Below are 24,505 nucleotides of genomic sequence, written 5' to 3' on the forward strand. Positions count from 1 at the left end.
ATATCTATAATGTTACAAAAGTAGTTCGTTTTACTGTTTAAATGAAAAATAGTTATGAAATAATAATCTTTTTAGACGTAAAAAGATATAAATGAGGTGAAATTTAATGAAATATCGATATAATTGTTACAGAATCAGTCGAAGTATGGAAAAAATTACGCCTTGATTTTCGTCTGTTACATAGTATTTTTGCAATAATAGGATTAGATAATAGCCTTAGTACCTATAAATAATGAAGAGTAATAGAATGATAGTTGTAACGTGAAACATATATAATAGAAGAAACTCGATTTAATAGGTAAATAAAAAACGCAGGAGTGTAAACTCCTACGTTTTTGTTTATTCATATCGTAAACATTCAATTGGATCAAGTTTTGCAGCTTTGTTAGCTGGTAGTAGTCCGAATGCAATACCGATCAGCATTGAAATACCTACTGCAAGAAGTCCAAGTTCTTTTGAGACAACGAGTGGCCATCCAGCAAAGATTGAGACGATCCAAGCGAAGAAAATACCGAGCATGAATCCGATGAAACCACCAAGTCCTGTTAAAATACAAGATTCGATTAAGAATTGTGTTAATACTTTACCACGTGTTGCACCAAGAGCTTTACGAATACCAATCTCACGTGTACGTTCTGTTACAGATACGAGCATGATGTTCATTACACCGATACCACCAACAAGTAAGGAGATAGCAGCAATACCACCGAATACCATTTTCATCATACCGATTGATTCGTCTAGTTGTTTCGTAAATTCACCTAAGTCTTGTGCTTCGAATTTGTGCTCAAATTTAGGAGCTTTCAGTTCGTTTAAGACAGAAACGGCTTGTTTTTCTACACTTTTACGTTCTGTCGGAGAGGTCATTGTTAATCTTACGGAGTCATACTCATTTACTCCTGAAATTACAGGTGCATTTTCAAGTGATGTATAACCTTCAGGCATAGGCATTCCAAAGTCGTTTTTCGTTTCGTATACACCGACTATTTTATACGGCTTTCCTTTTATATCCGTGTATTGATTTGATTCCCAACCACTATTAAATAATTTGTTGAAAGCTTCTTCATTTAATATAACAGCAGGGATTGCTTGGTTTAGTTCACTGTCATTTAATTCACGACCGTGAACTAATTTTATTTTCGAATCTGTCATAAAGGCGCCTGTTCCACCTTTTAAATCAAGATTTACATCTTTTGAACCAGCAGATGCTTTTACTTTCATACTTACGTCTGGATACACATCTTTTACGCCTGGTATAGTTTGTAGACGTTTTAGCATATCAGGTGTGATTTTGGCACTATCTGTTCCGTAATCAGGATTGTTGTAGTAAATCGTTACTTCGTTATCTTTTCCTTGGCCTAATTCTTTTTTAAACTTTGCGTTTGTACCATCACCCATTGAAATGATAGTAATAATGGCACTAATACCGATAATAATACCTAACATCGTTAAGATGGAACGCATTTTATGAGCAAAGATAGAGGAAAGGGCCATGCGTATATTTTCACTCGTATTCAAAATTAACCTCTCCAATCTTGGACGATATTTCCGTCACGAATTACAATTTGACGTGCTGCAGCTTCCCCGATTTCACGGTCATGGGTAATCATAATGATTGTTGAGCCTTGTTTATTTAATTCGTAAAAGAGATCCATAATTTGTGTACTTGTTTTCGTATCAAGTGCTCCCGTCGGTTCATCGGCTAAAATGAATTTTGGGTTATTTACGATTGCGCGTGCAACAGCGACACGCTGCTTTTGTCCACCTGATAATTCATTCGGTAAGTGAGTAGCGCGATCAGCTAAACCGACTTTTGTTAAAGCAGCTAATGAGCGCTCACGTCTTTCCTTTTTATCGACTCCAGCGTAAATAAGAGGTAGCTCTACATTTTGAAGTGCTGTAAGTCTCGGTAATAACATGAAGTTTTGGAATACGAATCCGATTTCTTTATTACGAACATGTGCAAGTTCTGTTTCAGACATGTTTGAAATGTTTTGTCCAGCTAGTTCGTACGTACCTGTCGTCGGTTTATCTAAGCAACCGATAATGTTCATTAATGTTGATTTACCAGAACCAGAAGGTCCCATAATAGAAGTGAATTCTCCTTGGTTCAGTGTTACGTCAATTCCGTGTAATATTTGAACGGATTCTGCACCATTTTGGAAGGATTTCGTGATGCCTTTTAAGTTAATCACTGGGCGACAACCTCCATACCATCTTTTAAGTCTTTTTCAGGTTTAGAGATAATTTCCTCTCCTTTTTTCACTCCAGAAACTTTTGCTTCGCTATCAGTCTCGAATTCAACAGTAACTGCTTGTTCTTTCGCTTTACCGTCTTTTACAACGAAGACAACATTTTTGTCACCTTTTTTCACGATACTGCTTTTCGGAACAATTGTACCAGTTGCTTCGCCAGATTTACTTGTTACGTAAACGTGGAAGCCGTTTTGTAGTTCGTCACTATTATCTAAAGTGACAGTGAATTGATAGTTAGAAACAGTTTTATTTTCATCCATGCTCTTTAATGGTGTAGAACCGATTTCTGTTACTTTTCCTGTCCAAGTCTTACCAGCGACAGTTTTTGATGAAACAGTTACTTCTTGCCCAACTTTCATACTAGCAAGCTCATATTCAGAAAGTTGACCTTTTACCTTAAATTGACCAGCGTGACGAAGAGTAATTCCGCTCATACCTGTTTTTTCGTCAGCAGTTTTCACGATATCATCAATTACGCCATCAGCAGGACTTGTTACAGAAAGTGTGTTTACTTTTTCTTTTGCTGCTTTAATCATTTCATCAGCTTTTTCAACTTCAAACTTTTTCATTTCAAGTTGTGATTCTAATTGCCCAACTTCAACTTCTGATGCTTTTAATGCTTCAGCAGGAAGGCCTGCATTTTTATCTTTTTGTAATTTTTGTTTCGCTGCATCAATTTGTTTTTGGAACAACGTTACTTCTTTTTGTGCGATTTTCTTTTGCATTTCTGCTTCTGTTACACCTTGTTTAGCAGTAGGGTCATTGTATTTAAACAGAAGCTGACCTTTTTTCACTTCATCGCCTTTTTTTACAGCTAATTCATATGTTCCTTTTGTTGGATCGAATGAAATAGTTTCAATTCCGTTTGGAATAACTTCGCCACCAAATTTTTGCGCGTTTTGGATTTGTTTTTCAGTTACTTTATATCCGCTATATGCCATTGCTACTTCTGAACCGCCACCACCAGCAAATGCAAAGTATGATCCAGCTGCAATTCCAATTGCTACTACACTAGTAATTAACACTTTATTTTTCTTTTTCATCTATTTATCACCTTTTCGTTCGTTTTAGTATCTACATTAAGTATAGAAGAGGAGAAGAATCTGACAAATCGTTTTAGCTTACAATAACCTTACAGTTTTGTAAGGTATGAATATGTAAATGTAAGGTAGAGGTTGTCCTAGTATAAGCAAATGAATTGACTCATTGTTTCTTTCTTACAATAATATTGTATGAAGGAGAGGAGGAAGGAAGATGGAAGCTTATTTTAGTGCGCATCCATTAAAATCGTTTATTCCATACTCAAGACAACACGTCCTTATATTATTTATTATGTTGGTGGGGATATTTTTTCTGTATCAATACCAAGATTTATTGCGTCAAAGTGAGTGGAATATAACGGTTCGATATGCGATTGCATTTCTATTTATAGGGAGTGAAATTGGGCTCTATATGTGGGAATGGAAAGCAGGGATTTTTGAGCTAGGCACTTCATTACCGTTTGAGTTATGTACGATTAGTTTATTATTAGCGTCGATTATGATTGTAACGAAAAGTTACCGCATATATGAGATTGTATTTTTTACAGGAATTATTGGTGCATCACAAGCCATTTTAACGCCGAACTTGCAGTATACTTTTCCATATTTTCGTTTCATTGAATATTTCATCGCACATGTATTGCTCATTTGGACACCGCTCTTTATGACTTGGGTAGAAGGGTATCGTCCTACATTACAATCTATTAAACGTACGATGATATTTTTAAACATATTGATTCCGATTGTTTCGTTTGTAAATTACAAAACAGGTGGTAATTATATGTTTTTAGCTCATAAGCCAGAAACAGCTTCATTACTCGATATGTTAGGACCGCATCCTTACTATATTATTTCATTAGAGATAGCTGCACTTATTGGATGTTTTATTTTGTATATGCCATTTGTGAAAAGAGAAAAACAGTTACACAAAGAATCGTTAGGGTCATAACCTAGCGATTTTTTATCTATTGAATATTTACAATTCAGAAAATTAAGAATAAAATTAAGGGGTAAATTATAGAGAGAGAAGGGCGAAAATGGTCAAAAAGGTATTTTTGAATGGAATGGAAGTGACGATTCAATTTCTTATTTCGATTTTGGGGATTATTATTTTAGGGGCTTTGCCGAAATTATTTTATGGATTTAAGGTGGATGTATCAAAGTACATACAGAGTTTAAAAGAAGTGTTTGTGAACTTAATGGATATTTCCAATTTGCAATATGTGAGAGGTAAATTTTTATTTCCACAGTTGTTCGTCCATTATAAAGAAACGATTATTATTTTTTTGGCTGCTTTTTTCATTTCATTATTTGTAGCATTTTGTATCGTTTATGTAATTATGAGTAGTTCACCGCGTATACAACATCGAATTAAATCATTTCTTATCTTCCTAGAATCCATTCCAGATATTCTTCTTATTTTAGTATCACAAATTTTAGTTGTATGGTTTTTTAAACAAACAGGTTTTTTACCTTTTCAAATTGCGTCAATTGGAGGCGAGTCGATTAGAGGGTTGCCAATATTGTGTTTGAGCATCCCGACTACGATTATGTTTGTAAAAATGGTAGTGCTTCGTTTTGAAAATGAACTAGAAAAAGATTATGTACTATTTGCTAAGGCGAAAGGGCTGGGGCGCTTTCATATTTTAAATCGTCATATTTTACGAAATGTGTTGCTTAGTACACTATTCTTTGCGAAAACGAATATCTTTTTTATGTTATCTAATTTATATATTATAGAATGGATTTTTAATACGGGTGGTATTTTCATGTTTTTAAAATCGTACGAGGGTATTAGGGTGGAGGTTTTCATCGTTAGTGTACTGCTTATTTATATTCCGGTTTTTATTTTATTTAAATTGTTTCATTATCTCATTCCGGCTGCGATGAAGGAGAGATTATAATATGTGGACGTATATAAAACGTGATAAAAGATTTTGGATAAGCATTGGGTTTCTTCTCCTATTAGTTCTTTTGAGCATCGGAAATACGTTATGGAATGATGGACACATTAGGCAAGTTACATTGCAATATGATGCGGATGAAAATCCACAAGTGCCACCGTTTTCACCTTCATCACAATTTTTACTCGGGACAGACCGGAAAGGATACGACCTGTTACATTTAGTCATTGAAGGTGCGAAGTGGACGATTGGTATATCTATTTTAATTGCGGCACTTAGAATGGTGATAGGTGTGTTTTTTGGTGTTGTGCTTGGAACATATGTAAAAAGAGGGTTTTCAAAAATTGAGGCTTTCTTTGATAGTTTTACAGTTATTCCAACAGTTATGATTGCGTACTTTTTTCTTCACTTTGCAAATGCATTTGGGAGTGGAGAGGAAACAACAACCTTTTTTGAAAGGGCTTCGTTTCAAGTTTTATTACTTGTAATGCTTGTGATGCCAGTTATTGCACTGTATGTTGCGAAGGAAGTCCGTAAGTTGAGAACCGAAGAATTTATTGAAGCTGCGTGCATATTAGGTGGATCGAGAAGGCATATTGTTATAAAGCATATTTTCCCGCATCTCTATATGACGTTTATACTTGTATTTTTTCAGCAGTTTACGCAAACTCTTACTATTTTACTGCACTTAGGGTTACTAGAAATATTCTTTGGCGGAACAGTTCAGTTTTTAGGACCGATAGAAGAAATAGAATCATACACACATGAATGGTCAGGCTTAATTGGAGTCTATTTTAGATCATTAACAGTGAATCCGTGGATCCCGCTCGTTCCCATTACATTTTTTGGACTTACCATTTTTTCAGGAAATATGATCGTAAAAAGTATAGAAGAGGCAATGATGAAAGTAAGGTTAGGCGGAGAGATAAAGAAGGCTGATATAGAAGAGGAACAATCTGCTGTGCAGTCAAAAGAAGAGTTATTTACTTTTAAACATACGATGTGAAGAGAAAAAAGAAGCAAGCATGGATTTCATGCTTGCTTCTTTTCTTTATTTTGTAGAAACTTCACCTGCAGCTTCTGTTTGCGGAATAAAGTATCCAATTATACCACCGATTATGGCTGGAATGATCCAGCCAATTCCTAAGTTATAAAAAGGAATGGTGTGTACGATATTAGCGATAAAACTTGGTATCATTTCCACATTATCAAGTGCATGAATACAGCTAATAATAAATGCTGCGATCATCGCTCCGATGTAGACAGAAGGTTTACGTTTCGTATATTTGTCGATAAATGATACGAAAACTAAAATGATTGTAATTGGGTACAAAATAATTAATACAGGTAGTGTGATTTTAATTAATAAGCTTAATCCTAAGTTTGAAATAACGAAGCTAAAGATACAAACGTATAGCACAAGCTTTTTGTATGAAACATTTGTTAGCACTGTTGTGAAGTAATTTGCAAATGCACTTACAACACCAATTGCCGTCGTTAAACAAGCGAAGATAATGGCGATACTTAATAAAACATTACCGCTTGTCCCAAAGAATTGATACATAACAGTAGCTAATAGTTGACCACCGTTTTCGAATTGCCCTAAGTTGCCGTTTGAAGCGCCGATATAACCGAGTAAGAAGTAAACAATTGTTAAGAATAGAGCAGCAATGCTTCCGCAAATGATTGTATATTTCGCGATAGATTTCTTCTCTTGTATACCGTTTTGACGAATTGCATTTACAACAATTGTTGATAGTACGAGAGCGCCAATTGCATCTAACGTTAAAAATCCTTCAAGAAATCCTTTGAAAAACGGGATGTCTTTATAGTCACCGATAGGCTCTGCAAACGTTCCTGGTGAAAGAATCGCTTTTGTTGCCATAATTGCAATAATTACAAGTAAAATTGGTGTTAATATTTTACCGATATGATCTACTAGCTTGGATGGATTTAATGATAAGAAGTAAACGACTGTAAAGAAAATCGCACTAAAAACTAACATAGAATACCATTGATCTGGGAAAAGTGGTGCAATCCCGATTTCATAAGATACAGATCCAGTTCGTGGAATAACAAATAGTGGGCCGATTGAAAGATAAATAATGATAGCGAATACTGCTGCGAATTTTGGGTGAACACGGCTCGCTAAAGTGTTAAAACTACCACCAGCAAGGGCAACAGCAACGATAGCAAGTAAAGATAAACCGACGTCTGTAATAATAAATCCTGTAATGGAAACCCACATATTTTCTCCGGAAGAAAGACCAAGAAGGGGCGGGAAAATCATATTACCAGCACCGAAGAAAACTGCGAATAGTAATAAACTAATCGAAAGTATTTGCGCTGGTTTTAAAGTTGTACGCATATAAAGAAAATCCTCCTAATGAGTATTTTTTGTCGAAAATTCAAATAATTTGTCGAGTAACTGTTATTATTTTAAAGGTCTGATGACTAGAAAGCAATAGGGAATTTTGAAAATATTAAAAAATAATGCATTAAATCGAATAAATATACTATTTATATGTTTAATAGGAAGGATTTAACTTTTAACGCAAAAAAACACATATCGCTAGGATACGTGTTTTAAAAAAATATTTTTTTATCGCGTTCTTCTTTTAAAATTTCAACTGCTTCTCGGAAACGTTGTGAATGGACAATTTCTCGTTCACGTAAAAAGCGTAGGCTGTCATTTATATCTGGATCATCTGATAAGTTAATGAGCCATTGATATGTTGCGCGTGCTTTTTCTTCAGCTGCAATATCCTCGTATAGATCGGCAATTGGATCACCTTTAGCCTGTATATAGGTTGCAGTAAATGGAACACCAGCAGCGTTATGGTAATGAAGAGCACTGTCATGATCAGCGTAATGAGGGTCAAGACCAGCAGCTTTCATTTGTTCAGGGGTCGCATCTTTCGTCAGCTTATAAACCATCGTAGCAATCATTTCAAGGTGAGCAAATTCTTCTGTGCCAATATCAGTAAGTAGGCCAATGACTTTATCAGGAATTGTATAACGTTGATTTAAGTACCGTAGTGCAGCAGCTAGTTCCCCATCTGCACCGCCGTATTGCTCAATTAATAATTTTGCAAGCGCTGGATTGCAAGTTCCCACTTTAACTGGGTATTGTAATTTCTTTTCATAAATCCACATAGTTTCTCTCCTTTATATTTGCCATGGCCACGGTCCTTTGCTCCATTCCCAAGGGGCATTAGAATAGCTGTTTCCAAACTGTTGGAGTGGTCCGTATTTTTCTTCCATCTTTTGTTTTAATACTCTCCGTTTATAGGAAAAGTCATTAAATTGATTAATCGCGGCGGTGTCATCTGGATGTGTATCTAAATAAAGAGTGAGTTCAACTAGTACAAAGTCTAATTCTTGAAGCTCCAGTAAAAGCTGATAGTATTCTTCTGGTAGCGATTGATTCACGTCAGTAGTCACCGCCCTTTTTTATAAGGATTTTCATAATAGTCATAAAAAACAGGCCATAAAGTCCCTTTTTGTAGTGCTTCTTTTGGTGTGAATTGCGGCAAGTTTGGCGGTTGAAAGCCTAAAAATAAATTAGGAGGAGTAGAATAATATTTTTTTCCGATAGGAGGACAAGGATCGAGAGGACTATGATAGGGCACGAATGATCTCATATATTTATTCACGAATAAACCTCCTTAAATGTCCATTACTACGTATTGTATTCAGACATAATAGGCCTTTATGACACATATAAAAAAGTAATAAGTGCAGGGGGAATGAATGTGGAGAATGTAAAAAATTTAATTGTGTTAGAAGTAAAGAACTTAAAGGAAACTCTGTATTTTTACGAAGGAATTTTAGGGATAACACCTAGTTCAGAAAGACCACAATTAGATATTACAGGTGTTTGGTATGATGCCGATTCAACGAGAATTAGTTTTGTTATGAATCGTATGTTAGGAGGAAGAGAGAAGAGTGTTACGAATTCATGCGCTGGTTTAACATTTTCGATTTCTAACATAGAGAAGTTAAAAAAGAAGCTAGCGTTTTATGAAATTTTATATACGGAAAACAAAAGTGAGAAGAGTATTGTAGTACAAGACCCAGATGGATACAAACTTCAAGTGATAGAGAAGGCCGAATAAACGGAGGGGATTTAGTGGAGAGAAATTATGAAGAAAGTGCGTTGTTTGAGCATCAATTTTGGCTAAAGGTACTTACTGATCATGCACAATTTTTACTGGATGCATTAGCTCCGAAGGAAAAAGAGGATATAAAGAAAGCTACTTACTTTGTTGAAACATTTACGAATCTTTTAAATAAAGTTCATAATGTGAATCTCATTGCATTTTCAAAAGAGGCAGAACGAGCCGCAAAGGAAATACGAATGTTTAAATTAAGTATTATACAGAAACAACTCGAGGGAAAAATCACTATTCATTTTACGCCAACTTTCATCAATCATATGGTAAACGAAGTAGAAGAATATATAACGGTGTTAGAATTTTTAAAGAAAGGAGAAGTTCCGCCTGTTTTTCATGAATTACATTATCATCTCGTTTGGTTAACGGATGCGGCTGGCCATGCAGGGTCTATTTCTGGTGGATTAGATCTTGTTGAAAAAAGATTAAAAGAGAAAAGCGAAGAATTTACGAAGCATTTTGAACAATTTTACTTAAAGGCAGTTGAGATGACGGGGTACTTACGGACAGAGCTTCATCATTTTCCTGCATTAAAGAAGTTTACAAAAGATGTTTCACTTGAGTTAAAATTATTTTCGCATTTTCTCCATGAGGTTGAAGAGCTGGAGTTATCGAATGAAATATTAAGTGCATTATCTGCTAGAATGGCGGATCATATGGCAAGAGAAGAATGTTATTACTTATTAAAATTAGCCCAATCTTCTGGACTTGAGATGCCAAAGTGTAATCCGCTTTAAAGAAAAAAGAGGTCAATTTTATTTGGCCTCTTTTTCTGTTTTATTTTCTCTTTTTATTTTTGCTTGTTCAATACTTGCCTGTAATGTCTCCATAATATTGATGATATTTGGAGCAGGAGAGATTGTTTCGGTTTTTTCCTGTTGTTCAATTTTGTTTTCGATTAGTTCGGTAAGTGCTTCTTTATACTCATCTGTATACATTTCTTGTTCAAAAGGATTTGTAAGATGGTGGATTAAATTGATTGCTGTGGTGAGTTCTTGTTTTTGAATCGGATAATTTTCATTACTTGGTAAGTTAGGTGTATTTGTTATATCGCGAATTTCATTAGGGTAGTGAATAGTTTGTAATATAAGCCCATCTTCAAAGTTACGGATAATAGCTAAATGTTGTTTTTTTCTAATGGAAATATGGATAAGACCAAGTTTATTCGTACGTTCAAGTGCTTCTTTTAATAATAAATACGATTTTTCATGTCCTGAGGTAGGGCCTATAAAATAAGAACGATCGTAGAGAACAGAATCAATTTCGTTATTTTGGACAAAAGATATAATACGAATAGATCTTGGTTCGTGAGCTTTTTGCAACTCAGCTAATTCTTTTTCATCCATAATAATGTACTTATGAGGTGCGTATTCATAGGCTTTTACAATATCTTTATCATCAATTTCTTCATCCGTACAATCAGGAGCAAATTTTTTATATTTAATAGGTGTTAAGCATTCTTTATGAAGACTTAAAAATTTTATATCGTTTTCTTCTACGGCACTGTATAGTTTGATTCCTATATTTAATAATCCAAGTGAGAGTGCACCTTTCCATACGGTATGCAAATGTAGTCTCTCCTTTCCTTAAAAATGATTATGTATATTATGAGATAGTAAGAAATTTCCTATACGTTTATTTGCTTTTTTAGTGAAGAGTAAGCGGGAGAGCCTGAGATATAAAATATATTGACAAGCCCTTCGAAATATTTTAATGTGAGTGTATAAAATTGTCTATAAAGGGGAGTAACTTATTACAGTAAAGTCGTCATTACAGGGAGAAACCCTCGGCTTTATTGGCAACGTTTCGTTGTTAGTGAGACCTTTACCAGCAATGGTAAAGGCCCCTTATTGTCTTTTTTAGGACCCTTACCATGTTTGGTAGGGTCCTTTTTGTATACAAAGAGAGGAGATATAAAAATGAAAAAACTTATTAGTAGATTAAGAGTTGTATTTCATGTTCGCCGATTTGTTCCATTCCTATTTGACTTTTTCACTTCAAAAGAGGTTTCAATAAAGAAGAAAATTTTATCTATTGCGTTTTTAGTTGGTTATGTTGCGATGCCGCTCGATTTAATTCCAGACTTCTTACCGTTTATCGGTATTTTAGATGATATTGGAATTGTGTTATTTATTTTGAACCGAATTGTAAAAATGGCGCCAGTTCAATTACAAGAAAAGCATAACGTAAACGTAGGATAGGAGTTAAAAATATGGAGCAAATTATTTTAGATATAATCGAGTTTTTAAAGCAGTTTTCTTATTTTGGAGTTGTGTTAGCATTAACGTTTGAATTTATTCCAGCAGAAGTAGTTTTGCCCATGGTTGGTTATTGGGTGTACGAGGGAGATATGAATTTTTGGCTTGCTGTACTAGCCGGAACCCTCGGCGGAACGACAGGACCTTTAACGTTATATGCACTCGGTTATTACGGCGGTCGTCCTCTATTAATAAAATACGGGAAATACTTCTTCATTAAAGAAGAACAAATTCAAAAAGCAGATGATTTCTTTGAGAAATATGGACCGGTTGTAGCATTTGTTGGACGCTTTGTGCCAGGAGTTCGAACGCTTATTTCTGTTCCGTGTGGTATGGCGAAAATGAACATATGGAAATTTAGTATATATACATTTGTAGCAATGTTCCCGTTAACGACTTTGTATGTTTATTTTGGAATGAAATTAGGTCCGCATTGGGAAAAGGCAGCGGATGTTGTTGGGCAATATATGCTACCGATATTAGGAGGCGTTATTCTTATCGTTGCTAGTATCTTTGTCTATAAATATATGAAGAAAAGAAATAAAACGGAATCTATCTAGTCATTTGAATATTTTTTGAAAATAGATGAATAGTACAGGCAAAAGACTCTGAGGTACATACACATATAGGGAATATAAAAGAGAGAGGGGAAACAACTATGTCTTGTGAGTGCTCAGGGTCAGCATTAACTTGTTGTCCAGATAAAAATTATGTGCAAGATAAAGTGTGTAGTCCGTGGTCTGCTACTGTAGTTGCAACAGCAATTGATAATGTTCTCTATACAAATAATATTAACCAAAACGTAGTTGGTACTGGTTTTGTTAAATATGATGTTGGACCAGGCCCAATTACTGTAGAGGTACTTGATTCTGCTGGGGGTACAATTGATACACAAACATTAAACCCAGGAACGAGTATTGCTTTTACGTATCGCCGCTTTGATAGTATACAAGTTGTGTTACCTGCAACACCTGCTGGAACGTATCAGGGAGAATTTTGTATTACAACACGTTATCCACTTTCATAGCAGAATAGGAGAGGTTCAAAATGGGAATGAGAAGTTCCAGTTTGTCTTGTTGTTCTAATAAAACACTTGTGCAAGACCAAGTATGTACAGACTGGTCTATTACAGGTGCTGGTACTCAAATTGTATATACAAATAATATCACGCAAGAAGTATATGGTTCAGGTTACGTGAAATACGATGTGGGAGCCAACCCGATTACAGTTGATTTTTTAGTAGGGGCAACAGTAGTTGATACAATTACTGTACAACCACAAAGTAGTGGTACTTTCACTGTCCGATATTTTACTACTGTCCGAATTACTACGACAGGAACGACTGTTAATCAAGGTGAGTTTTGTATTACAGTACGTTATCCAATCTCATAAAAAGCATACCGTGAACGGTATGCTTTTTTTGAGAAAGTAATGAAATTGGTATTCTATAAGCAACATGTAAATTCACAACAGTACTTGCCTTCTAAATATAGTGAAGGATTACTTGTTATATTGATAATACTGACCGATTGTAAGTCTTTTCCTGTGTACGATATTGTATTACCAGGAAACACAGTGAAAATATTGGTTACGGCTCCAACGATCTGAATTGTAATTGCTTCTGTGCTGCTAGTACTATTGTAAACTGAGACAGTACCTGATATAAGTAGTATCCCATCACTTTGCCACAGTATCATTGATTGTGATGCATCTTTGGTAGAAGGAATGGTGTTATTAGTTATAAGGAAATTCCCTGCAAATTCATTTGTTACTCGCTCGCAATTTGGATTTGGAGGAGGGGGCGGTGGACAAGGGTCTGGACAAATAATAGATAAAGGAGCGAAACAGCCGATATTTTTTTTATTCTTCAATACAACCCCTCCTTTTAAGTTGTCTTTTACTACTATTAAATGTAAAAGCATGGCCGATGTGTTAAAAAAAGAAGGAAATATTAAAAATTAAAATTGTCTAATAGGCTTAAACCTTAACTTATCATTAGTGTTATAGAAAAGATTATATGTGAATAGTCATAGGAAAAGAATGATCAGACTCTTTTAGACAAAAGGTGGTTGTATACAATAGTACGAGGAATGTTGGACTTAATTTCTAATTAACTGTATATTTACAAAAATCTAATAAAGTTCATTTGTTATTTAAACGACATTAACATGTATTAGATAAAATAGCCCTTGTAATGAATCAATTATTATGAGGAGGATTCACGTGGAAAGAATTGCTTTACGAAAAGTAAAAGGTCTTATTGGATTATTGATGGTTTTTGTATTAGCATTTGTATCATTTCCGTGGAGTACATCAGTCAAAGCGGAAGAGAAAAAGCAAGAAAAGGCACCAAATGAGAAGAAAATAGTTTTCCCAGTTGTAAGTGATGTTCATATTAAAAATAGTGGAACAGATGATATGTTTCGCTGGAAAAGAGCGATTGAACAGTTCAATACGCTTGCACCAAAGCAAGATGCGTTCGTAATTGTGGGAGATTTTACTGATTCAGGGTCTGTGCAGCAATATGATCGTTTCATGCAAGTATATAACGAAAATGCAAATAAAGATGCAGTACGAATGAATTCTCTTGGTAATCATGATTATTGGAACGGTTTATCTGTAGAAGGAGCGCAGAAGCGTTTCTTAGAAAAAACAGGAATGGAATCAATTTATTATCATAAAGTGGTAAAAGGGTATCATTTTATCGTAATGTCTCCAGAAAATGAAACGACACATGGGTATTATTCGGACAAACAAATTAATTGGTTAAAAGAAGAAATGGCAAAGGCGCAAAAAGATGATCCAGAAAAACCGATTTTTGTATTTTTACATCAACATATTAAAGATACAGTGTACGGTAGCCAAGAATGGGGAACAAAGGATAGTGCAAAAATTAATGCAGTATTAAAAGAATATCCGCAAGTCATTACGTTTTCAGGTCATTCACATTATCCATTAGATGATCCAAGATCGATTCATCAAAAGGACTTTACATCTGTTGGTACCTCTTCTGTAAGCTATATGGAGGTAGAGGGTGGCAAAGTGCAAGGGAATACTCCTTCAGAATCGCGTGCATTAAGCCAAGGTTTATTAGTAGAAGTAGACGATAAAGAAGTAACGATTAATCGACGCGATTTCCATACGAATTCTTGGACAGGCGAGCCATGGAAAATTAAATTACCAGCAAAGAAAGAAACATTTACACATGTAGAAGATCGTGATAAAGAAAAGCCTTACTTTGCTAAGGATGCAAAGCTTGCTGTATCAAATGTAACAGAAAATGCGGCAACAGTAACATTCCCGCAAGCATTGGACAACCTTCTTGTTCACTCTTACCGTGTACAGGCTAGAGATAAGCAAACGGGTGAAATAAAAAATAAATTGTTAGCATTCTCAGAGTTTTATCGTGATCCAGTGCCGAAAGATCTTACGTTTACGCTTGCAGGATTAGATGGCGGGAAAACATATACACTTGAAGTCTTTGCGATTGATTCATTTGGCAATGAAACCGCGCAGCCGTTAACTGCGGAAATTACTACGAAAAAAGATAATATTGACCCGAATGTGAAAGTACCAAAAGCTGATGTTTTTGATGTAAACTTTGCAGATGGTACATTTAAAGACAATTCACCATTTGGTACAAAAGGTGATGTGAAGGGCAATGTGACTATTGAATATGATAAAGCATTGAAAAAGAATGTTATGAAGTTAAACGGACAATCTAATACATTTGGATACCTTCCATTTTCAGCAGCACAAAAAGAGAAAGTAGCAAATACATTTACGCTAGAAACGGTATTTTCAATGAATCAAATCCGTGGCCAAGGTATTTTGCAAAATACAGAGAGCGGTGGAATTGGTTTTGAATCTACAGGCGATGGAACTGTAGAACTGTGGGCTCATATTGGTGGTAGCTATAAACGTGTTGGAACGAAATTAGCAGCAAATAAAACGTATCACTTAACAGGAACATATAACGGAAGTGAAGTGGCAATTTACGTAGATGGTAAAAAAGTAAATAGCCAGCCAGCTACTGGGAAAGTGTATCATCCAAACGTACCATTTGCACTTGGAGCGGATCCTGATAGTAACGGAAATGGTGGTATTCCGTTAAACGGACAAATTGCGCTTGCGAAATTATATAGTAAAGCGTTAAGTTCTTCAGAAGTATTAGCAGCGTACAATGAGTTTTCTAACCGTACGAAGTTAGAGCAAGTAACTGCGTTATTTGAAGAGCTTGGAAAAGTAAAAGAAGTGTTAGCTGGTACGTATGAATTTGGTGATAAGCCAGGTCAATATTCAAAGGAAGCATTTCAAGAACTAGAGAAAAGCTATAACATTGCAAAGCAAGCGTTCGAAAATGTAGGAAGTACTGGGGAACAAATTATTCAAACGTATAACGAATTAAAAACAGCTAATGTAACATTTGTACAATCAAAAGTGGCAGAAGAACAACCAAAAACACCGAAAGAAAAATTACAGATCAATATTGAATCTGCAAAAGCAGTAGTGAAGAAAGCGCAAGCTGTAAATGTAACAGATGGTTCAGTGAAATCATTGCAACAAAAAATTACAGTTGCAGAAGCTGTATTAAAAGATGTGGAAGTAAAAGATGCACAGGTAGAAACGATGAATCGTACATTAGAGTATGCGATTTCACTCGTTGACAAAAGTATGAACAAATAAGAGAGAAGAAAAGAAGCTTATCATGATAGGCTTCTTTTTTGTTATACTAAAAGTAGCATAGAATGAAGGAGCGAATAATTTGGAACAGAAAAAGCTAAAAAGGATTCTTGAATATGTATGGATCGCGGTTGTGCTCCTTGTAGGATATTATTTCTTAAAAGAGAAAAGTATTTGGGTTTTATTTTTAATGACTTTTTTATTAGCAGGACTAGGAACGTTATTTATTAACTTTTTCTTTGATAGTTTGAATGCCTGGAAGAATAAAAAGAAGGGAACGAAGTAAAGGAGGGAATATATGCAAAAGTGGAAGCTCATATATCAGGTGATTATTTTCCTATTGCTTGTAGGTATTGGAATGGTTAAATACTCGACACCAATAGGAAATTGGGCATGGTTTACAGCTTGCATTGGCATATTCATCATTTTACAATCGTTGACGAAAAAAAATAATAAGATATGAAGGTAGCTCGCCGTTTTATCGGCGAGCTATTTTGTTATGCTTTTTTCTTTTCATCATTTGTTTTTTCAATAGCTAAATGACTATGTTTCCTAGAGTAGAAGAAATAGAAGCATAAGCCGACTATAAGCCAAACTGCAAAGCTAATCCATGTTGTTTTAGACAAATTGATCATTAAATATAAGCAGCAAAGAATCGCGACAACTGGTAATACAGGTACGAAAGGTGTACGGAATCCACGTTTTAAATCAGGGTGTGTTTTTCGTAAAATAAGTACTGCGCAGCAAACGAATGTAAAGGCTGTTAACGTGCCGATGTTTACTAAATTCGCTAGCAAATGTAAATCTAAAAGTCCTGCTAATAAAGCAGCAACAACGCCAGTAATCCACGTATTTAATAAAGGGATTTTTACTCTTTTATTTACACGTGCTAACGCTTTTGGAAGTAGACCATCACGGCTCATTGCATACGAAACGCGAACTTGTCCATACATAACGACTAAGAGAACGGTTGTCATTCCAGTCATCGCTCCAACAGCGAGTAGTCCTGCAATTGTATCCTCACCAACGAAATGCAATGCAAATGCAACTGGATCAGAAACGTCTAATTGCGTATAAGGAACCATACCTGTTAAAACGAAAGATACAATCATATATAAAACAGTACAAATAAGAAGAGAACCGATAATACCAATTGGTAAGTCACGCTGCGGTTTTTTCGTTTCTTCTGCAGCGGTTGCAATTGCATCAAATCCTAAGAAGGCGAAGAACACAGTGGCAGCCCCAGTAATAATACCGTCGTATCCGAATGGGATGAACGGTGTCCAATTTTCAGGTTTTACATATTTTGCACCTGCTACGATAAAGGCGATAATAACGGCTAACTTGATAAGAACCATAATATTATTAATGCGTGCGCTTTCGCGTATACCAAAACTTAAAAGGCCAGTAATAAGAAGTAAAATGCAGACAGCTGGTAAATCAATGAGACCACCTTTTCCTACGCCAGGGGCCGAGGCGATTATGGCGGGAAGATGGACGTTAAATCCTTGTAGTAAAGATTGTAAATAACCAGACCAACCGACAGCTACTGCTGCAACGGCAAGTAAATATTCGAGCATTAAACACCAGCCGACGATGAAGGCGACGACTTCTCCGACTGTCATGTATGCGTAAGTATACACACTTCCTGAGACAGGAATAGAAGAAGCAAATTCAGCATAACAAAAGGCTACACAAGCACAAGTAAATGCAGCAATAAGAAATGATAGCATAATACCAGGACCAGAATGTTTTGCTGCAACAATACCTGTTAATACAAAAATCCCTGTCCCAATTACGGCGCCGATTCCTAGAAACGTTAAATCGAGTGCAGTTAATGTTCTATCTAGCTGCTTTGGTGATTCAGTACTAAGCGCTTTTTTTCGTAATAATGACTTCACTTTGGACTCTCCCCCCGTTTTTTCATTTCCATAACTACGACTATAGTATGAGCCCGTTAAAAAAGAGTAAGTAAGGAAGTGGAGGTGCAGTTATGGTATGTAGTTTTTAAAATTGCTGGATTAATCTTAATATAATTCAGAATATTTTGTCAAATAAAAATATGACAAATAAAATGCGGATCAATAGGGGAAACTACTTGCAGAAATGGACGGGGGTTAACGACCCACTGATTAAAGTTAAAGTAGGAGCAGATGCTATGTTATTTTATTTTGAACTTGTCGTCATTTTACTTTGTACGAAATTAGCTGGTGACATTAGTGTAAGACTTGGTCAGCCTTCTGTACTTGGTAAGTTAATTGTCGGTATTATTATCGGTCCGGCTGTATTAGGTATTATTAATAGTTCTGAACTGATTGATGAATTGAGTGAGATTGGTGTTTTGTTACTTATGTTTATGGCGGGACTTGAAACAGATTTAGAAGAGTTAAATCGGAATTTGAAATCGTCATTTGCAGTAGCGGCTGGTGGAATTATTTTTCCTTTCATCGGTGGTTATGTAACAGGATTGCTGTTTGGATTAATGCAGTCCTATGCCATTTTTTTAGGGTTATTACTTTGCGCAACATCGGTTAGTATTACGGTGCAGACGCTACGTGATCTAGGAAAAATGAATACGAGAGAAAGTACAACAATTTTAGGTGCTGCCGTATTTGATGATGTCATTGTCGTTATTTTATTGGCATTTGTAATGAGTTTTTTAGGAACACAAGATGTTAATATAACACTTGTCATTGCAAAGAAAATTATTTTCTTTGTAAGTATTGTTTTTATTGCTTGGAAAGTCGTTCCTTGGATTATGAAAATGCTTGTCCCGCTTCGTGTAACAGAAGCGTTAATTAGCGCGGCTCTTATTATTTGCTTCTCTTTTTCTTATTACAGTGAAATGATGGGGATTGCAGGCATTATTGGAGCATTTGCAGCAGGAATTGCTATTTCTCAAACAGAGTATAAGCATGAGGTGGAACATAAAATTGAACCGATTGCTTATGCAATATTTGTTCCAGTATTCTTCGTAAGTATCGGAATGGAAATTACATTTCAAGGCATTGGAAGCCAGCTTTGGTTCATTATTATTATGACTCTCATTGCAATTTTCACAAAGTTAATCGGATCAGGTTTAGGAGCGAGACTGACAGGATTTAATCTCCAATCTTCTATTAGTATTGGTGCGGGGATGGTATCACGTGGTGAAGTAGCGCTTATCATCGCAGCAAATGGACTTACGGCGAATTTATTAGCGAAAGAAAATTTCACAGCGATTGTTATTGTTGTTATATTGACGACGATTATTACACCGCCACTTTTGAAGAAATATTTTGTATAGAGAGGAAGGGCTTATCTGATGTAGGTAAGCTCTTTTTTTATTCCTAAAAGCAACGATCATATAGCATGAAGGGTTTGTAATTATGGTAAAATCTATGTATGTGATATGACAAGGAGAGGGAAGTGTGAAGATTACGAAGGAGAAGGTTATCGGTGTAATTGTACTTATTGCAGTATGTATACCATTTACTGCATGGAAAGAATCAAAAGTGAAAGATTTTCCGGTTTCTATTTTTTCGGAAGAAGCAGATGGTGAGTACGATCAGAAGCTGAAATATACTGCTTTTTTACCTGATGTTGCGATTTGGATGAACGGTTGGAAAGAGAAGTGGACAGAAGGAGAAAGAACTGTTTATCAAAAAGGGAATCGCATTGTAAATGTGTTTCATCCTCCTGGCGATGATGGTTTTTACCTTCTTGAAGTAAGAGAAAATAAGTGAACGCAACCGTAAGAAGTGGAGGTTAAATAGTGAAAGCTTCAACATTACTATTTAAAATTGAAAGTAATATGGATCAATTTTCACCAGCTGAGAAGAAGGTTGCCATGTACATAATGGAGAATGCAGAGATTGTACCGAATTTAACGACGAAAGAAGTGTCAACGAATGCAGGCGCAAGTGAAGCGAGTGTCGTTCGCTTTTGTAAGTCGATTGGGATTGGGAGCTTTAAAGCATTTAAAATAGCACTCGTTCGTGAATTAACGATTGCTGATTATAATATTAACGATTTTTCAGTGATGAATACGGAAGATGGCCCGTACGATTTGTTTAATAAAGTCACTTATGTGAATAAAGCTGCGATTGAGGCGAGTGTTACTGCGATAGATAAGAAGGAACTTGAGAAAGCTGCAGATCGTATTGTCAATGCGGATAAAATTATATTTTACGGAGTAGGCGGATCAGCTACGCCAGCAATGGACGGGGCTTATAAATTTACGCGGCTCGGATTTACAGCGATGATGCTATCTGATTTTCATATGATGTTGCCGCTTGTGACAAATTTAAAAGAAGGTGATATATTTGTTGCGATTTCAACATCTGGTCGAACGAGAGATGTGCTTGAAATGGCGCAGTATGCAAAGAGACAAGGTGCAACTGTTATTGGAATTACGAAGCTAGATCAATCATCCCCCTTATATAAAGAAGCGGACATTCGTCTTTGTATGCCAGATGTAGAACAAGATCATCGTATTGCAAGTATTGCGTCGAGAATGACGCAACTGAATATGATTGATGCTTTATATGTGATTACTTTCAACCGAATTGGCAATAAAGTATTGGATCAATTTATGGAGACGCGAGAAGAAGCGTTGCGGTTACGGAAGTTAAAGTAGAAGAAAAGGTGAGGAGACTCATCTTTTTTATTATCTTTGACACAAATATGTCATGTTGTGAAATTTTATTTCATAAAATAAGAAAGAGTTATTGATTTTTAGTTTCTTAAAGTTATAATAAAAGTGTGAAATATAATTTCAAAGAGGGTGGAAATATGTTAGAAAATTTATCGACAGAACATCGTAATGAGAAAACAATGAATCTGGATGAAATGAGCATAAAAGAAGTGTTGCAAAGTATGAATGAAGAAGATCGAACTGTTGCGTTAGCAGTTGAAAAAGAGATAGAACAAATTGAAAAGGTTGTACAGACTGTTATTAAATCTTTTGAAGAAGAGGGACGCTTAATTTACATTGGTGCTGGTACGAGTGGTCGTTTAGGTATTCTAGATGCAGTGGAATGTCCGCCGACATTTGGCACGGATGATAAAATGGTGCAAGGATTTATAGCAGGTGGATTGAAAGCGTTTACTAAAGCGGTGGAAGGTGCCGAAGATCGCGAAGAGTTAGCAGAAGAAGATTTAAAAAGTATTGGATTAAATGAGAAAGACACAGTGATTGGAATTGCTGCAAGTGGCAGAACTCCTTACGTAATTGGTGGCTTGAAATACGCACAGAGCGTAGGAGCGAGTACAGCGAGTATTTCTTGTAATAAAAATGCTGAAATAAGTAAATATGCAAAGTTAAACGTGGAAGTAGAGACAGGTGCAGAAATATTAACAGGATCAACGCGTTTAAAGGCTGGTACAGCGCAAAAATTAGTACTTAATATGATTTCAACAGCTTCTATGATTGGTGTTGGGAAAGTATATAAAAACTTAATGGTAGATGTTCAATCTACAAATGAAAAGTTAGTAGAACGATCAAAACGCATTATTGTGGAAGCAACAGGCGCTAGTTATGAAGTGGCGGGAGAGTATTATGAAAAGGCAGAACGTAACGTAAAAGCTGCGATTGTTATGGTGTTGTTGCAGTGTGAGTATGGGGAAGCACTGGAGAAACTAAAATACGCAAAAGGGTTTGTGAAGAAAGCACTATAAAATAATAGGGAGGGGGGATTCTATTATGAAGAAAGAAGAGAGAATGGCCAAGGAAATTTCGGAGCAACTTGGAGGAATAAAAAACATTCGTAGTATTGCTTATTGTATGACGAGACTACGATTAACGCTTCATGATGAAAGTAAAGTAAATATGGACCTTTTAAAAAAAGTTGAAGGCGTTATGGGTGTTATAGAAGATGAGACGCTTCAAGTTGTCGTTGGTCCCGGAACAGTAAATAAAGTAGCAGCTGAAATGGAAGGTTTGACAGGGCTACGAATTGGTGAGGTAGCAGATCATCACCTTGAAGATATTGGACAAGAGATGAAATCAGAGATTAAGAAGAAAAATAATACACCGGTGAAAAACTTTTTACGAAAAATAGGAAGTATTTTCATTCCGTTAATTCCAGGACTTGTTGCGTCAGGAATTATAAACGGGGTTGCTAACTTTGCGAAAAACGCTGGTGCTGATCCAAATGCAACGTGGTTACAAATGTTACTACTCATTGGCGGCGGTATCTTTACATTCTTAGGAATTTTAGTTGGTTGGAATACAGCGAAAGAGTTCGGCGGGACACCGGTTCTTGGGGCAATTGCTGGTATTTTAATTTTCAATCCGGCGATGGCAAACGTAAAATTGTTTGGTGAAGCATTAGTGCCCGGACGGGGCGGATTATTCGCAGTTATTTTTGCAGCATGGCTTATGGTTGTAGTGGAAAGACAAGTTCGAAAAGCAGTGCCGAATGCAGTTGATATTATCGTGACACCACTCATTACTGTATTAGTTGTAAGTATCGTAACGATGTTAGCCATTCAGCCATTAGCAGGTTTCTTATCAGATGGTATTACGAGCGGAATTAATGCTATTTTAAATATTGGCGGAGCATTTGCTGGCGCAGTACTTGCCGGAACATTTTTACCTCTCGTTATGGTCGGATTGCATCACGGTTTAACACCAATTCATATGGAATTCATTAATCAAACACACGTAACACCTTTATTGCCAGTACTCGCAATGGCTGGTGCTGGACAAGTGGGCGCAGCAATTGCGATTTATGTGAAAACAAAAAACAAGCGACTTCGAAATGTAATTAAAGGTGGATTGCCAGTTGGCTTTTTAGGAATTGGTGAGCCGTTATTATACGGGGTGACATTACCACTTGGGAAACCATTTATTACTGCTTGTTTAGGAGCGGCTGTCGGTGGTGCATTCCAAGCAGTTATGCAAACAGCTTCTCTTGGAATTGGCGTATCAGGGCTATCTTTAATTCCGTTAATTGCTGACAATAAATATTTACTATATTTCTTAGGTTTAGTAATTGCATATGCTTTTGGATTTATCTTTACGTACTTCTTCGGATTTAAAGAAGAAATGGCAGAAAACATATAGAGAAAGGGGTTCCTTTCTCTTTTTCTATTAATAGAAAGGGAGATTTATATGATCGGAGTTTCCATTTATCTTTCAAAAGAACGAGTAGAGAAACAAGAAGAGTGGCTAAAAGTAGCGAAGGAAAATGGGTTTACATCTATTTTTACATCACTGCACATTCCAGAAGATGATCCAAATACGTATAAAGAGTTAATTCAAATATTAGGGAAACAAGCTCTTGCACATGAAATGGAGTTAATGATTGATGTTTCTCCAAAATCGTTACACCATTTAGGGCTAACATATGAAAATGTGGAAGAACTATTGGACTGGGGCATTACCGGTTTAAGAATGGATTACGGCATTGCGCCAAAAGAAATTGCAAGCGTATCTCATAAGATGAAAGTAGCTTTAAATGCGAGTACGATTACAAAGCCATTTTGGAAAGAATTACTTGCAGAACATATAAGAGTAGAGAATGTAGAAGCATGGCATAATTTTTACCCACGTCCAGAGACAGGACTAGCAAAGTCCTTCTTACAAAAGCAAAATCAATATTTACAGGAGTGCGGAATAAAAACGATGGCATTTATTCCAGGAGATGCGGAAAAACGTGGTCCGTTACATGAAGGGTTGCCAACGTTAGAAAAACATCGCCATATGCGCCCGCTTGAAGCGTACTTAGAACTTGTTCAAGATTGTGGTGTTGATAAAGTATTGATTGGAGATATAAGCGCAAGTTTGGAAAGTATGCAAGAAGTAGCTAGTGCGAGTAGAGGGATTATTCCATTGCGTTACAAATCATTTATAACTGATAAAGAAGTATTAAAAGTGGTGGAGCAAGTGCATACAAATAGACTAGATCCGGCTCGTGATGTTATTCGATCTGTAGAATCAAGGGAAAGAAATAGAGTGGTTTTACAGCCGATGCATACAATTGTAAGAAAGAAAGGCAGCATTACAATTGATAATGAATTGTACGGTAGATATACAGGGGAGATACAAGTTGCTACACATGATTTACCTGTAGATGAGAAAGTGAATGTTGTTGGAATGGTTATGGAAGAGGACGTTTCTTTACTGCCTTATATTGGCGTTGGAAAAATGTTTCAACTTTTTCTATGCGATAGAATAAAAGCTTGAATTAGCGCTATTTTGTAGGA

Annotated in this window: 29 protein-coding genes; 19 read left to right on the plus strand and 10 right to left on the minus strand. The window is 36.0% G+C overall.

Annotated features, from left to right (window positions below):
- Positions 1–339 precede the first annotated feature (339 nt).
- From MHI26_RS04115 to MHI26_RS04125, 3 genes are read right to left on the minus strand one after another with little or no spacing between them, the layout of a single operon-like run.
- Positions 340–1,518, minus strand: a complete 1,179-nt coding sequence (locus MHI26_RS04115; RefSeq protein WP_001097711.1) for an ABC transporter permease — start codon at positions 1,516–1,518, stop codon at positions 340–342.
- A 2-nt stretch (positions 1,519–1,520) separates the two neighbouring features.
- Positions 1,521–2,195 (minus strand): ABC transporter ATP-binding protein, encoded by a 675-nt coding sequence (locus MHI26_RS04120; protein WP_000609100.1) that lies wholly within the window; start codon positions 2,193–2,195, stop codon positions 1,521–1,523.
- A complete protein-coding gene (locus MHI26_RS04125) occupies positions 2,192–3,298 on the minus strand; it encodes an efflux RND transporter periplasmic adaptor subunit (protein WP_061667638.1) in 1,107 nt (368 codons plus the stop codon). The genes MHI26_RS04120 and MHI26_RS04125 overlap by 4 nt, the downstream gene beginning before the upstream one ends.
- Positions 3,299–3,509: 211 nt before the next feature.
- Between MHI26_RS04125 and MHI26_RS04130 the strand changes: the two genes are divergently transcribed.
- From MHI26_RS04130 to MHI26_RS04140, 3 genes are all read left to right on the plus strand, one after another.
- Positions 3,510–4,244: a YwaF family protein gene (locus MHI26_RS04130; RefSeq protein WP_061667637.1), complete on the plus strand. Its 735-nt coding sequence runs from the start codon at positions 3,510–3,512 to the stop codon at positions 4,242–4,244.
- 88 nt (positions 4,245–4,332) lie between these two features.
- Entirely contained in the window at positions 4,333–5,199 is an 867-nt protein-coding gene (locus MHI26_RS04135; RefSeq protein WP_061667636.1) for an ABC transporter permease subunit, read from the plus strand.
- A 1-nt stretch (position 5,200) separates the two neighbouring features.
- A complete protein-coding gene (locus tag MHI26_RS04140; protein ID WP_061667635.1) occupies positions 5,201–6,205 on the plus strand; it encodes an ABC transporter permease in 1,005 nt (334 codons plus the stop codon).
- Positions 6,206–6,250: 45 nt separating this feature from the next.
- On the opposite strand, the gene brnQ2 is transcribed toward MHI26_RS04140, so the two are convergent.
- From brnQ2 to MHI26_RS04160, 4 genes are all read right to left on the minus strand, one after another.
- Complete coding sequence (gene brnQ2, locus MHI26_RS04145; RefSeq protein WP_061667634.1) at positions 6,251–7,567, minus strand: branched-chain amino acid transport system II carrier protein BrnQ2; 1,317 nt, start codon at positions 7,565–7,567, stop codon at positions 6,251–6,253.
- Positions 7,568–7,785: 218 nt separating this feature from the next.
- Positions 7,786–8,355: a spore coat protein CotJC gene (cotJC, locus tag MHI26_RS04150; protein ID WP_000265273.1), complete on the minus strand. Its 570-nt coding sequence runs from the start codon at positions 8,353–8,355 to the stop codon at positions 7,786–7,788.
- Between the two features lie 12 nt (positions 8,356–8,367).
- On the minus strand, positions 8,368–8,631 hold the full coding sequence (locus MHI26_RS04155; RefSeq protein WP_001076510.1) for a spore coat protein CotJB: 264 nt from the start codon (positions 8,629–8,631) through the stop codon (positions 8,368–8,370).
- Between the two features lie 8 nt (positions 8,632–8,639).
- Positions 8,640–8,855 carry a spore coat associated protein CotJA gene (locus MHI26_RS04160; protein WP_001046257.1) on the minus strand — a complete coding sequence of 72 codons (216 nt, stop codon included), beginning with the start codon at positions 8,853–8,855 and terminating at the stop codon, positions 8,640–8,642.
- Positions 8,856–8,948: 93 nt separating this feature from the next.
- On the opposite strand from MHI26_RS04160, the gene MHI26_RS04165 reads away from it, so the two are divergent.
- Both MHI26_RS04165 and MHI26_RS04170 read left to right on the plus strand, forming a co-directional pair.
- Positions 8,949–9,317: a VOC family protein gene (locus MHI26_RS04165; protein ID WP_080546776.1), complete on the plus strand. Its 369-nt coding sequence runs from the start codon at positions 8,949–8,951 to the stop codon at positions 9,315–9,317.
- A 14-nt stretch (positions 9,318–9,331) separates the two neighbouring features.
- Positions 9,332–10,111: a DUF2935 domain-containing protein gene (locus tag MHI26_RS04170; protein WP_000440972.1), complete on the plus strand. Its 780-nt coding sequence runs from the start codon at positions 9,332–9,334 to the stop codon at positions 10,109–10,111.
- A gap of 18 nt (positions 10,112–10,129) precedes the next feature.
- Here MHI26_RS04170 and ku read toward each other — a convergent pair whose 3' ends face one another.
- Complete coding sequence (gene ku / locus MHI26_RS04175) at positions 10,130–10,942, minus strand: non-homologous end joining protein Ku (protein WP_061667633.1); 813 nt, start codon at positions 10,940–10,942, stop codon at positions 10,130–10,132.
- 351 nt (positions 10,943–11,293) lie between these two features.
- Here ku and MHI26_RS04180 point away from each other — a divergent pair, with 351 nt between their 5' ends.
- The 4 genes from MHI26_RS04180 to MHI26_RS04195 all read left to right on the plus strand — a co-directional run bounded on the left by MHI26_RS04180 (position 11,294) and on the right by MHI26_RS04195 (position 13,024).
- The gene (locus tag MHI26_RS04180; RefSeq protein ID WP_000733844.1) at positions 11,294–11,575 is read left to right on the plus strand and encodes a YkvA family protein; all 282 of its coding nucleotides are present in this window, start codon (positions 11,294–11,296) and stop codon (positions 11,573–11,575) included.
- Positions 11,576–11,586: 11 nt separating this feature from the next.
- Positions 11,587–12,192: a DedA family protein gene (locus tag MHI26_RS04185; RefSeq protein WP_000435017.1), complete on the plus strand. Its 606-nt coding sequence runs from the start codon at positions 11,587–11,589 to the stop codon at positions 12,190–12,192.
- A gap of 98 nt (positions 12,193–12,290) precedes the next feature.
- Positions 12,291–12,659, plus strand: a complete 369-nt coding sequence (locus MHI26_RS04190) for a DUF3992 domain-containing protein (RefSeq protein WP_001277542.1) — start codon at positions 12,291–12,293, stop codon at positions 12,657–12,659.
- 20 nt (positions 12,660–12,679) lie between these two features.
- Positions 12,680–13,024 (plus strand): DUF3992 domain-containing protein, encoded by a 345-nt coding sequence (locus MHI26_RS04195; protein ID WP_000525819.1) that lies wholly within the window; start codon positions 12,680–12,682, stop codon positions 13,022–13,024.
- A gap of 53 nt (positions 13,025–13,077) precedes the next feature.
- Here MHI26_RS04195 and MHI26_RS04200 read toward each other — a convergent pair whose 3' ends face one another.
- A complete protein-coding gene (locus tag MHI26_RS04200) occupies positions 13,078–13,461 on the minus strand; it encodes an S-Ena type endospore appendage (RefSeq protein WP_232294445.1) in 384 nt (127 codons plus the stop codon).
- Here MHI26_RS04200 and MHI26_RS04205 point away from each other — a divergent pair.
- The 4 genes from MHI26_RS04205 to MHI26_RS04220 all read left to right on the plus strand — a co-directional run bounded on the left by MHI26_RS04205 (position 13,346) and on the right by MHI26_RS04220 (position 16,778).
- Positions 13,346–13,594, plus strand: coding sequence for a hypothetical protein (locus MHI26_RS04205; RefSeq protein WP_003306373.1), 249 nt, complete (start codon positions 13,346–13,348; stop codon positions 13,592–13,594). The two genes, MHI26_RS04200 and MHI26_RS04205, sit on opposite strands and share 116 nt — an antisense overlap.
- 261 nt (positions 13,595–13,855) lie before the next feature.
- Positions 13,856–16,318: a LamG-like jellyroll fold domain-containing protein gene (locus tag MHI26_RS04210; protein WP_000439560.1), complete on the plus strand. Its 2,463-nt coding sequence runs from the start codon at positions 13,856–13,858 to the stop codon at positions 16,316–16,318.
- 79 nt (positions 16,319–16,397) lie between these two features.
- Positions 16,398–16,601 carry a hypothetical protein gene (locus MHI26_RS04215; protein WP_000435797.1) on the plus strand — a complete coding sequence of 68 codons (204 nt, stop codon included), beginning with the start codon at positions 16,398–16,400 and terminating at the stop codon, positions 16,599–16,601.
- 12 nt (positions 16,602–16,613) lie between these two features.
- Positions 16,614–16,778, plus strand: coding sequence for a hypothetical protein (locus MHI26_RS04220; protein WP_086406527.1), 165 nt, complete (start codon positions 16,614–16,616; stop codon positions 16,776–16,778).
- A gap of 34 nt (positions 16,779–16,812) precedes the next feature.
- Here the strand turns inward: MHI26_RS04220 and MHI26_RS04225 are convergent, their stop codons facing one another.
- Positions 16,813–18,216: an amino acid permease gene (locus MHI26_RS04225; protein WP_061667632.1), complete on the minus strand. Its 1,404-nt coding sequence runs from the start codon at positions 18,214–18,216 to the stop codon at positions 16,813–16,815.
- A gap of 161 nt (positions 18,217–18,377) precedes the next feature.
- Between MHI26_RS04225 and MHI26_RS04230 the strand changes: the two genes are divergently transcribed.
- The 6 genes from MHI26_RS04230 to MHI26_RS04255 all read left to right on the plus strand — a co-directional run bounded on the left by MHI26_RS04230 (position 18,378) and on the right by MHI26_RS04255 (position 24,485).
- Positions 18,378–19,601 carry a cation:proton antiporter gene (locus tag MHI26_RS04230; protein ID WP_061667666.1) on the plus strand — a complete coding sequence of 408 codons (1,224 nt, stop codon included), beginning with the start codon at positions 18,378–18,380 and terminating at the stop codon, positions 19,599–19,601.
- Between the two features lie 124 nt (positions 19,602–19,725).
- A complete protein-coding gene (locus MHI26_RS04235; RefSeq protein ID WP_000704955.1) occupies positions 19,726–20,040 on the plus strand; it encodes a hypothetical protein in 315 nt (104 codons plus the stop codon).
- Between the two features lie 29 nt (positions 20,041–20,069).
- Positions 20,070–20,933 (plus strand): MurR/RpiR family transcriptional regulator, encoded by an 864-nt coding sequence (locus MHI26_RS04240; protein WP_000648167.1) that lies wholly within the window; start codon positions 20,070–20,072, stop codon positions 20,931–20,933.
- Between the two features lie 155 nt (positions 20,934–21,088).
- Positions 21,089–21,973: an N-acetylmuramic acid 6-phosphate etherase gene (gene murQ / locus MHI26_RS04245; RefSeq protein ID WP_000892346.1), complete on the plus strand. Its 885-nt coding sequence runs from the start codon at positions 21,089–21,091 to the stop codon at positions 21,971–21,973.
- Positions 21,974–21,998: 25 nt separating this feature from the next.
- Positions 21,999–23,363 carry a PTS transporter subunit EIIC gene (locus MHI26_RS04250; protein WP_061667631.1) on the plus strand — a complete coding sequence of 455 codons (1,365 nt, stop codon included), beginning with the start codon at positions 21,999–22,001 and terminating at the stop codon, positions 23,361–23,363.
- Between the two features lie 48 nt (positions 23,364–23,411).
- Positions 23,412–24,485 carry a DUF871 domain-containing protein gene (locus MHI26_RS04255; protein ID WP_061667630.1) on the plus strand — a complete coding sequence of 358 codons (1,074 nt, stop codon included), beginning with the start codon at positions 23,412–23,414 and terminating at the stop codon, positions 24,483–24,485.
- The last annotated feature ends 20 nt before the right edge of the window (positions 24,486–24,505 follow it).

The sequence above is a fragment of the Bacillus sp. FSL K6-1218 genome (assembly GCF_038006445.1).
Classification (GTDB): domain Bacteria; phylum Bacillota; class Bacilli; order Bacillales; family Bacillaceae_G; genus Bacillus_A; species Bacillus_A thuringiensis_S.